The following is a 9,662-nucleotide window of genomic DNA, read 5'->3' on the forward strand; positions in this document are numbered from 1 at the left end:
CTCCGGGTGCGGAAGGCGGGGGAATGGCGTTCGGGTGGTGGTCCGGAGGGTCAGAGCCGGATCAGGAAGGAGGCGAGCGCTTCGTCGCCGCCCGGGACTGCGGGCAGCGACGTGCGTGCGCCCGGGGTGGTTTCGCCGAGGGTGGCGAGGTAGAAGCGCTCGACGTGCGTGGCCGGATGCGAGGCCGGTTCGTGCCAGGCGAGCGCCTCGCCGCAGCCGGTGGCGCTGCAGGTATGGCGGGTCGCGCCCTGCGAGGCGAGGCGATGGTGGCCGTGGGCGAGCAGGTGCGCGCCGCGGCTCGACGCCATCGCCAGGAAGACGATCGCCGAGGCGTCGTCCATCACGCCGAGGAGGCGGGTGCCGTGCGGCAGCGCGAGCAGCGCGTCGACCTGCTCGGGGCGGCGCAGCGCGGCGGCGTCGCGGGCGTGCACCGGCAGCGGCCGTCCGCCATGGCCGAGCGCGGCGGCGAGGCGTTGCGCGAGGGTGACCGCGCCGCTGCGGTCGGCCTGGCCGATCACCACGACCGCAGCCGCCGCGCCCGCAGGCGAGACCAGCGCCGCCGCGGTCGCGGGCAGGCTGGCGAGCGGGGCACCGAGCAGCATGCCGCCGCCCGTCCGGCGGAAGAATTCGCGTCTGTCCATGGTCGGCTCCTACTGCGCTTTCGTGGCGGGTGCGGCGCTCGGGGCCGGCGAGGCGGGCGAGGCCGTCGAGGCCTTGGAGGCCGGCGATTGCGACACCCAGCGTGCGACGCTGGCGAGGGCGGCGTTGTCGATCTCGCTGCTGCGGAAGCTCGGCATCGCGCGGAAGCCGTGGCGCACGACGTTCTCGATGTAGGCCGCGGGCAACGCGCGACCGAGGATCGCCGGGCCGACGCCCTTGTCGTGGCAGAAGCTGCACACCTTGGCGTAGGTGCGGTCGCGCCCCTCGGCGGGGGGATCGGCCGCAAGGGCGATGTGGGCACAGCTCAGCGCGAGGCTGGCGACGAGGATTCGGATCTTGTTCGACTGCATGGTTCTCCTCCTGGGCTGGGGTATGGATTCCCCGTTGGAGGAGTACAAAGCAAGGGGCGGGCCAGGGAGCGTCTAATTGTTGAATATCAAACAATCGCGCGGATCGTGTGCGTGTGCCGGCCTCGCCGGCAGCAGGGGAGGTGTCGCGGTTTGCGACAGCGGGGACCGGGCAGGGCGCTGCACGGAGGGGCGAAGAGAGGGCGAGACCCGCGGCGGACGCGGGTTGCGGGGAGAGCGTCCTGTCCTGCGACAGTGTTGCAGGATGCGACGGGCACGCCCTGCGGCGTGCCCGCATGCCCTTACGGTCGCGCGCCTTCGTCCGCGTGCGGGCGCAGCAGGCGGTAGATGGTCGAGCGCGCGATGCCGAGCCGGGTGGCGGCGGCGCTGACGTTGCCGTCGAGCTTGTCCACCACCCAGCGCAGGTAGGCCTGCTCCATCTCGGCAAGCGGGACGATGCGCTCGAAGCCGGTCCGGCCAGTGCTTGCGACCGTCCTGGCGCCGGGGTGCAGCAAGGCATCGACGCGCGCCGCGTCGATGCGGTCGCCGTCGGCGAAGACGAGCAGGCGCTCGACCACGTTGCGCAGCTCGCGCACGTTGCCCGGCCAGGCATAGTCGATCAGGCGCTGCAGGGCCTGGGGCTCGACGCGCGGGGCGGGCGTGCCGGGGTGGCGCCGCACCGCCTGGTGCAGCAGGTGCTCGACCAGCAGCGGGATGTCCTCGCGGCGCTCGCGCAGCGGCGGCACGACGATGTGGACGACGTCGAGCCGGTACAGCAGGTCGTGGCGGAAGCGGCCCGCGGCCACGAGCGCCTCCAGGTCGCGGTGGGTGGCGGCGATCACGCGTGCGCCGGTGCGGCGCACGGCGCTGGCGCCGAGCGGGCGGAACTCGCCGCTGTCGAGTACGCGCAGCAGCTTGGCCTGGCAGGCGAGCGGCAACTCGCCGATCTCGTCGAGGAAGAGGGTGCCGGCGCTCGCCAGCTCGAACAGGCCCTCGCGGTCCGCACTCGCGCCGGTGAAGGCGCCGCGCTTGTGGCCGAAGAGCTCGCTCTCGACCAGCTCGCCTTCGAGCAGGCCGCAGTTCACCGGGACGTAGGCCTCGCCCGCGCGCCGGCTCCAGCGGTGCAGCGCGGCGGCCACCACCTCCTTGCCGGCGCCGCTCTCGCCGGTGAGCAGCACCGGCACGTCGAGCGCCGCCGCGCGGCGCACCTGCTCGAGCATCCGCAGCCACGCCGGGCTGTCCCCGACCATGCCGTCGTCGTCGCGGCTGCGCAGGCGCGCCACCTCGACCGAGAGCGCGTCGCAGCGGCGCGCGAGCGCGCTGCGTTCGAGCGCGCGCGCGACCACGAGGTCGAGCTCGGTGAGCTGGTAGGGCTTGGTGAGGTAGTCGAAGGCGCCCAGCTTCATCGCCGCGATCGCGCTGTCGATGCTGCCGTGGCCGGTCAGCACCACGACCTCGGTGCGCGGCGCGAGCTGCTTGATGCGCTCGAGCAGCTCGATGCCGTCCATGCCCGGCATCTTGATGTCGATGAGGGCGAGCTCGACACCGCCGCCCTCGATGCAGCGCAGCGCGCCCTCGCCGTCGCCGGCCTCGCTGATGCGGTAGCCCTGGCGGCCGAGGCGGCCGCCGAGCAGCTCGCGGTAGAGCTCCTCGTCGTCGACGATGAGGACGTGGCGATCGGTGATGGGTCGATCAGTCATGCTTCGCGGCTCCCGGTCCGTCTTCCGCAAGCGGCAGCACCAGACGGAACCAGGCCCCGCCCTGGGGGCGGTTGCCGCAGGCGATGCGGCCACCCAGCTCGTTGATGATCGCGTAGCAGATCGACAGGCCCAGCCCGGTGCCCTTGCCCGGTGGCTTGGTGGTGAAGAAGGGATCGAACACGCGTTCGGCGACCCCCGGCGCGAAACCCGGCCCGCTGTCGCCGATCTCGATCTCGATGCCTTCGCCGACGGCGCGTGCGGCGATGTCGATGCGCCCGCTGCCGTTCATCGCGTCGCAGGCGTTCTTGATCAGGTTTTGCAGCACCTGTTCGAGCAGGGCCGGGCTGGTGCCGGCCTGAGGCAGACCCGGTGCGATGTCGACCGCGAGCTCGACGCCGCGGGTGAGGCCGGCGTCGTTGAAGAAGGCCAGGCGTTCGGCGACGAAGAGGCCCACGTCCACCGTCTCCAGGCTGGCGCTCTGGCGGCGCGAGAAGGCGAGCAGGTTGGCGGTGATCGCCTTGCAGCGGTGGGCCTGCTGCTGGATGGTGGCCAGTCCGCGGCGCAGCTGCGCGAGCCGCCGGTCGTCGCCGAGCGGCGTGCATTGGTCGAGCAGGGCCTGGAGTTCCTCGGCATAGCCGGACACCAGGCCGAGCGGGTTGTTGATCTCGTGCGCCACGCCCGAGGCGAACTGGCCGAGCGCGCTCAGGCGGTTGGCCTGCGCGAGCTCGCGCTCCATCTGCCGGCGCGCGGTGATGTCGCGCGCCACGCCGATCACGCCCTCGGCGACGTCGCGGCCGACGAAGAGGGTGGAGTTGACCTCCAGCACCACGCTGCTGCCCTCGCGTCCGGAGAGCGCGATCTCGAAGGGCCGGCCGGCCTCGCCGGCGATGCGGCGGGCAAAATCGCGCTCGATGCGTGCGGCCGAAGAGGCCGGCATGAAGTCGCCGACGGCGTGCCCGATCGCCGCCTCGGGTGCGGCACCGAGCAGCTCGGCCATGCGGGTGTTGACGAAGCTCAGCCGGCCCTGGCCGTCGAGGATATAGACCGCCTCGTTGATCACGTCCTGGATCTGCTGCTCGCGCGACTCGATGCGGCGCGCGTACTCGGTGAGCTCGCGCTCGCGTTCGAGCTGGGCGCTGATGTCGAGCGCCAGCCCGCTGTAGCCCACGATGCGATCGTCCTTGAGCACGGGCTCGACCTGCAGCCGTACCGGGAAGGGCAGGCCTGCGGCGTCGCGCATCACCAGGTCGAGCGTGGTGGTGCTGCGGCGTGCCGCGATCTCCTTGAGGAAGGCGGTGGCGCGCGCGGTGTAGTCGGGCAGCACGAGGTCCTTCAGGCGCAGCGCGTGCAGCCGCGCCTCGCTCACCCCGAGGCGCAGGCGCGCCGCCTTGTTCAGGTGCAGCAGGCGCCCCGAGGCGTGCAGCGCGAACGCCATCTCGGGGAGGTCCTCGATGAGGTTGCGGTAGCGTTGCTCGGAGGCCTCGAGCTCGCGGGTGCGCTCATGCACCCGGCTCTCGAGCAGGTTGAGGCGGTCGCGCAGGTTGAGCGGCTTGAAGTATTCGCGCAGGCCGGCGAGCTCGGGCGCGCAATCGCTGGCGTTCATCAGCGTCCACGCGCAGTGGGGATCGCCGCGCCCCTCGCAGGCCGTCTCCACGCAGATCATGTCGGCCTGCAGCACCCGCGAGGCGAAGCCCGAGGCATAGCCGGTCAGCGTCCAGCACACCGGCTCGTCGGCGCGACCGAACAGGCGCAGGTGCTGCTCGGCCTCGTAGGAGTGCCGCCAGCGCCCGCTCATGCGGTAGCGCCCGCTGGCATGGTCGAGCTCGAGCGCATCGGGCGCGACCTCGGCGATGCCCGAGAACATGTGGGTGCGCGGTCCGCCGAGGATGAACTCCTCCAGGCTGTCCGGATGCATGTAGGCGGCAAGCAGCTCGGCATCCTCGTAGCCGCAGCTGAAGCCGTAGCGCGTGAGCACCACCTTGGCGATCTCGCTGCCCAGGGTCTCGACCAGCTCCTTGCGCAGCGCGCCCATCGAGTCGGCATGGACGAGGATCGCCCGCCGCCCGCAAAAGCGGATCGCGCCGCTGTCGGGCATGAAGTCGATCAGCGCGTGGAAGTCGAGCTCGTCCGAACGCATCGCCGGCAGGATCTCCGTGCGGCCAGGGAAGAAACCCGGCGGCGGCCGAGGCCGTCCCCCGGGGACCGCGCAGTCTCGCGCAATTCGTCCTCCCCGTCCATGCCGCGACGAACGCGGTTGCGCGGCTGCGCCGGGCCCCGGCGTCTCGCGCCGCATGCGCCGGGGCGTGCGCTGGCTCACGGCGCAGATCGGCGAGAGCGGCTACCCTGATGCCTTTACGCATACCCTGCGTGCATGGATCCCGCGATGATCGACCCAGGACTGCCGGCCGACGAGCCCGAGCGCCTCGCCGAACTGCGTGCGCTGGCGATACTCGACACGCCCCGCGAGGACGCCTTCGACAACCTGATGCAACTGGCCGCGTCGATCTTCGGCGTGCCGATCGCGCTCGTCTCGCTCGTGGACGATGCGCGCCAGTGGTTCAAGTCGGCGCACGGGCTGTGCGTGGCGCAGACTCCGCGCGACGTCTCCTTCTGCACCCATGTGGTGTTCTCCAACGCGCCCCTGGTGGTCGAGGACGCCGCGCGCGACCCGCGCTTCGCCGACAACCCGCTCGTCACCGCTGCGCCGCAGGTGCGCTTCTACGCCGGCGAGCCCCTGCGTTCGGACCAGGGGTTCGTGCTCGGCACCCTGTGCGTCATCGACACCGTGCCGCGCCGCTTCGAGGAGGCCGAACGCGCACGCCTGCGGCTGCTCGCGCGCCAGGCCGAGCAGTTGATCCGCCTGCACCGCAAGCGCCAGCGCCTGGCCGACGAGGCGCGCCGCAGCGCGCGCATCGCGGCGCGCTACCAGGCCATCACCGAGGGCGCGGCCGCCGGCATCCTGCGCATCGACGGGCGCGGGCGGATCATCGAGGTCAACCGCTTCGCCTGCGCGCTGTTCGGCTACGAAGAGGCGGAGCTGCGCGGGCACAACGTGCGCATGCTGATGCCCGAGCCCTTCCGTTCCGCGCACGACGGTCATCTCGAGGCCTACCAGCGCACCGGCGTGGCGCGGGTGATCGGTAAGGGCACCGAGGTCGACGCGCTGCACCGCGACGGCCGCCACATCCCGGTGCAGCTCACCGTCAGCGAGGTGAGCCAGGGCGCGCAGGCGGACGACTTCGAGGGCCGCCACTTCATCGGCATCCTGTCCGACCTGCGCGACGTGCATCAGGTGCGCGAGCGCGAGCGTCAGGAGCGCGCGCTGCTCGAGGTGCTGCACCGCGGCCTCACCGACTACCACGCGCTGATCTCGGGCAATACGCTGTGGGGCTTCCTGAAGGACGCGCTGTGCGCGCTCACCGGCAGCGCGTATGGGTTGATCGGCGAGGTGGAGCACGGCGAGGGCGGCCCGGCGCTCAAGATCCACGCCATCACCGACCTGTCCTGGAACGACGAGACCCGCGGGCTGATGCGCAAGCTGGTGAGCGGGGACATGCGCCTGAGCAACCCGGCGAGCATGCTCGGGCGCGTCTTCGCCCGCGGCGAGGTGGTGCTCTCCAACGCCATGCGGTCCGATCCGCGCGGCGGCGCGATGCCGCCCGGGCATCCGCCGCTGTCGCGCTACCTCGGCGTGCCGATCATGGACCGCGGCGAGGTCATCGGCATGTTCGCGATCGCCAACGCGCCGCAGGACTATCCGGACGAGCTGGTCGACTGGCTCAAGCCCTTCACCTCGACCTGCGCACTGCTGATCAACCTGTACCGCCTGTTCAAGGAGCAGCAGCGCTTCACCGAAGAGCTGCAGCAGGCGCGCGACCAGGCCGAGAAGGCGAACCAGGCCAAGACCGAGTTCCTGTCCTCGATGAGCCACGAGTTGCGCACGCCGCTCAACGCCATCCTCGGCTTCGCCCAGCTGCTGCAGAACGGCCGCCAGCCGCTGTCCGAGCGCCAGCTCCGCCAGGTCGAGCAGATCGCCCGCAGTGGCAGGCACCTGCTGCAGCTGATCAACGAGGTGCTCGATCTCGCCCGCATCGAGTCGGGCAGGCTGCAGGTCTCGCTCGAGCCCATGCTCGCGCACGACGTGATCGAGGACGCCGCCCAGATCGTCCTCCCGCTCGCGGAGCAGCAGGGCATCGCGCTGGCGCTGCCGCCGGCGCAGGCCTGCGCGCTGCGCTTCACGGGCGACTACACCCGGGTGAAGCAGATCCTCATCAACCTGCTTGGCAACGCGATCAAGTACAACCGCCCCGGTGGCGCGGTCGAGGTGCGCTGCGAGGCGGTCGGCGGGCGCTGCCGGATCGGCGTCGTCGATACCGGCATCGGCATCCCGGCGAGCCGGCTGGGCGAACTCTTCCAGCCCTTCAACCGCCTCGGCGCCGAGTCCGGCAGCATCGAGGGCACCGGCGTCGGGCTCGCGCTCACCCGCAAGCTGGTGGATCTGATGCACGGCGAGCTCGGCGTGCACAGCCGCGAGGGCGAGGGCAGCGCGTTCTGGTTCGAGCTGCCCTTGTGCGAACAGGCGCCGGCGGTCCGCGACGAGGCGCGCGCAGCGGCCGCGCCGCAAGCCCTGAGCCGGCGCCACCGGGTGCTCCACGTCGAGGACAATCCCGCCAACCGCCAGCTGATGCAGGACGTCTTCGAGGACGTCGGCCAGGCCGTGCTGCACAGCGTGGATTCGGCCGAGGCCGGCATCGAGGCGGCCTGCTCCGATCCGCCCGACCTCATCCTCATGGACATCGACCTGCCCGGCATGAGCGGTCTGGAGGCGCGCGCCCTGCTCGCGCGCAACCCGCTCACCGCACACATCCCGGTGCTGGCGATCTCCGCCGCGGCCTCGCCGCACACCGTGCGCAAGGCGCGCGAGGCGGGCTTCATCGACTACGTGACCAAACCCTTCGACGTTCCTGCCCTCGTCGCGCGCCTCGGGCAGATCCTCGAACACAGGAGCAGCGATGACTGATCGCGTCCCCATGCAGGTCGACGCCGACATCCTGATCGTCGACGACAACCCCGCCAACGTCGAGCTGCTGCTCGCCCTGCTCGAAGACGCGGGCTACCTGCGTCTCGAAGGCATCACCGACCCGCGCAGGGTGGCGGCGCGGGTGGCAGAGCACGCGCCCGACCTCATCCTGCTCGATGTGCGCATGCCGCACCTGAACGGCCTCGAGCTCATGGAGCGGCTGTCGGCGGGCGGCGCGGAGGCGCCGGCGGTCATCATCCTCACCGCGCAGATCGACGATGCCACCCGTTACCGCGCGCTCGAACTCGGCGCGCGCGATTTCCTCACCAAGCCCTTCGACCAGGTCGAGGTGTTGCAGCGCATCCGCAACGTCCTGCACATGCAGCGCCTGATGAAGGAGCGCGCCGAACGCGCGGAACTGCTCGAAGCGCTGGTCGCCGAACGCACGCAGGAACTCGTCGCGCGCGCGCGCCACGATCCGCTCACCGGCCTGCCCAACCGGCTGTCTCTGCTCGACGAGCTCGGTGCATGGCTGGCGGCGCGGCGTGACGCCGCGGTGCTCTTCCTGTCGATCGAGGGCATGGACGAGGTTTCGCGCCTGCACGGCTTCGGCGTGGCCGACGAGCTCGCGCGCGCGGCAGCGCGGCGGCTGCGCGAATGCGTCCCGGAGGGCTTCCTCGCGGTGTGGAACAGCACGCAGTGGGTCCTGCTGTGCGACTGTGCTCCGGCGAGGGGCGCGACCGGCGCGCTCGCCGAGCGGCTGCTCGCCGGCTTCCGCCCGCCGGTCGAGGTCGAACACATGCGGCTGCACCTCGGTCTGCGCATCGGCATCGCTGCCGAGGCGGACGAGCGCAGCCCGGAGCAGCTCGTGCGCATGGCGGCGCTCGCGCTGCCCGCAGGCGAGGGGCAGTGGCAGGCCTACGAGGCCGAGCTCGAGACGCGGATGCAGCGCCGCAACGGCATCCGCGAGGCCTTGCGCGGCGCGGTCGGGCGCGACGAGTTCTCGCTGGTGTACCAGCCCAAGGTGGAGCTGTGCAGCGGCGACATCGTCGGCGTCGAGGCCCTGCTGCGTTGGGACAGCAGCGCCTACGGACGCGTTTCGCCCGCCGAGTTCGTCCCCATCGCCGAGGCCAGCGGCGAGATCCTCGCGATCGGCGGCTGGGTCGTGCGCGCCGCGCTCGCCACGCTGCGGCGCTGGCGCGAGGCGAGGCGCGTCGCCGACGTATTCGGCATGGCGATCAACGTATCGACCCAGCAGCTCATGCAGCCGGACTTCGCCGAGCGCCTCGTCGCCGAGGTCGAGGCCAGCGGCGTGCCGCCCGCGGCGCTCGAGCTCGAGGTCACCGAATCCGGCCTGATGCAGGACATGGCGCTCGCCGCCCGCCACCTCGACCACCTCGCGCGCGCGGGCTTCCGCATCGCGATCGACGACTTCGGCACCGGGCATTCCTCGCTCGCCTACCTCAAGGCCTTGCCGGTCTCGGTGCTCAAGATCGACCGTGCCTTCATCCGCGAGCTCCACGCCAATCCCGCCGACCAGCGCCTCACCGGCACCGTGATCGACATGGCGCGGCATTTCGAATTCATCACGGTTGCCGAGGGCGTGGAGCAGGAGGCCCAGCTCGAACGCCTCATTGACATGGGCTGCGATCTCGTCCAGGGCTTCATGTTCGCCCCGCCCCTGAAGGAGGACGCGCTGTTCCGGCTGATGAAGACGGGCTTCGCGCACATGCCGGTGTTCGGCGGGGCGGTGGCGTAGAGGGGTAGGCGCTGGCCCGACGGCCCGGTTCGCGGCTTGCGCCGCTCCCACGGAAACCGCCGATGCCCCGATCGCGACTTGCGTCGCTCCCACGGAAACCGCCCCGCCCCGTGGGAGCGGCGCAAGCCGCGAATGAAGCGGTTCGGGATGCGACCCCCGTGCAGAACGCCGCCGTT

At 71.6% G+C, this 9,662-nt stretch carries 6 protein-coding genes; 2 read left to right on the forward strand and 4 right to left on the reverse strand.

All coding sequences use genetic code 11. The features are described 5' to 3' along the window. Nucleotides 1-50: 50 nt before the first annotated feature. From TMZ1T_RS09120 to TMZ1T_RS09135, 4 genes are all read right to left on the reverse strand, one after another. Nucleotides 51-641 carry a hypothetical protein gene (locus TMZ1T_RS09120; RefSeq protein ID WP_012585214.1) on the reverse strand — a complete coding sequence of 197 codons (591 nt, stop codon included), beginning with the start codon at nucleotides 639-641 and terminating at the stop codon, nucleotides 51-53. A gap of 9 nt (nucleotides 642-650) precedes the next feature. Then, complete coding sequence (locus TMZ1T_RS09125; protein ID WP_012585215.1) at nucleotides 651-1,010, reverse strand: c-type cytochrome; 360 nt, start codon at nucleotides 1,008-1,010, stop codon at nucleotides 651-653. A gap of 299 nt (nucleotides 1,011-1,309) precedes the next feature. After that, entirely contained in the window at nucleotides 1,310-2,707 is a 1,398-nt protein-coding gene (locus TMZ1T_RS09130) for a sigma-54-dependent transcriptional regulator (RefSeq protein WP_004319523.1), read from the reverse strand. Continuing rightward, nucleotides 2,700-4,844, reverse strand: a complete 2,145-nt coding sequence (locus TMZ1T_RS09135) for a XylR N-terminal domain-containing protein (RefSeq protein WP_012585216.1) — start codon at nucleotides 4,842-4,844, stop codon at nucleotides 2,700-2,702. The genes TMZ1T_RS09130 and TMZ1T_RS09135 overlap by 8 nt, the downstream gene beginning before the upstream one ends. A gap of 246 nt (nucleotides 4,845-5,090) precedes the next feature. Here TMZ1T_RS09135 and TMZ1T_RS09140 point away from each other — a divergent pair, with 246 nt between their 5' ends. Then, entirely contained in the window at nucleotides 5,091-7,727 is a 2,637-nt protein-coding gene (locus TMZ1T_RS09140) for a GAF domain-containing protein (protein ID WP_012585217.1), read from the forward strand. Beyond that, the gene (locus TMZ1T_RS09145) at nucleotides 7,720-9,486 is read left to right on the forward strand and encodes a putative bifunctional diguanylate cyclase/phosphodiesterase (protein ID WP_012585218.1); all 1,767 of its coding nucleotides are present in this window, start codon (nucleotides 7,720-7,722) and stop codon (nucleotides 9,484-9,486) included. Before TMZ1T_RS09140 ends, TMZ1T_RS09145 begins: the two co-directional genes overlap by 8 nt. Nucleotides 9,487-9,662: the final 176 nt, after the last annotated feature.

It is taken from the genome of Thauera aminoaromatica (assembly GCF_000021765.1).
Taxonomy (GTDB): domain Bacteria; phylum Pseudomonadota; class Gammaproteobacteria; order Burkholderiales; family Rhodocyclaceae; genus Thauera; species Thauera aminoaromatica.